Source organism: Sunxiuqinia indica (genome assembly GCF_009847015.1).
Classification (GTDB): Bacteria; Bacteroidota; Bacteroidia; order Bacteroidales; family Prolixibacteraceae; genus Sunxiuqinia; species Sunxiuqinia indica.
In genome coordinates, this window is record NZ_WVEM01000002.1 from 400,802 (window position 1) to 401,447 (window position 646).

The following is a 646-nucleotide window of genomic DNA, read 5'->3' on the forward strand; positions in this document are numbered from 1 at the left end:
GCAGTCGCATTACCACCAATCTCACAAAGTCCACCCAACCCATTGCTGAATGTCGTATCCGCAGGTGTTGTAAAGGCATCAGCCTCTTCACAGCTCAGTGAATCCGGGAATGTCGGGATGATCAGTTCCGGTATCGGAGCCGGCTTCACGTTAATGGTCGCCGTTTTAATCAGCGTCTGACCGCAAACACTGCTTGCCGTATAGGTTATTGTGATTGTACCACCGGTACACTCATCGTATGTTTTACTGATTGACGCAGTCGCGTTACCACCAATCTCACAAAGTCCACCCAACCCATTACTGAACGTCGTATCATCAGGAGTAGTAAATGCATCGGCTTCTGCACAGCTCAGAGAATCGGGGAATGTCGGGATGATTAGTTCCGGTATCGGCGCTGGCTTGACAATAATGGTCGCCGTTTTAATCAGCGTTTGTCCACAAACACTGCTGGCCGTGTACGTGATGGTGATTGTACCACCAGTACATTCATCGTAAGTCTTAGTCATTGATGCAATTGCTGAGCCATTTATTTCACAGTCGCCACCTAGCCCATTGCTGAATGTGGTATCATCAGGCGTTGTAAAGGTATCAGCCTCTTCGCAGCTCAATGAATCCGGGAACGACGGGATGATCAGTTCCGGTATCG

At 49.1% G+C, this 646-nt stretch carries 1 protein-coding gene; it reads right to left on the reverse strand.

The window, feature by feature from the left end; translation table 11 throughout:
- Positions 1 to 646 (reverse strand): hypothetical protein (locus GR929_RS04875; protein ID WP_159517806.1); only part of this gene is annotated, 646 nt, incomplete at both ends.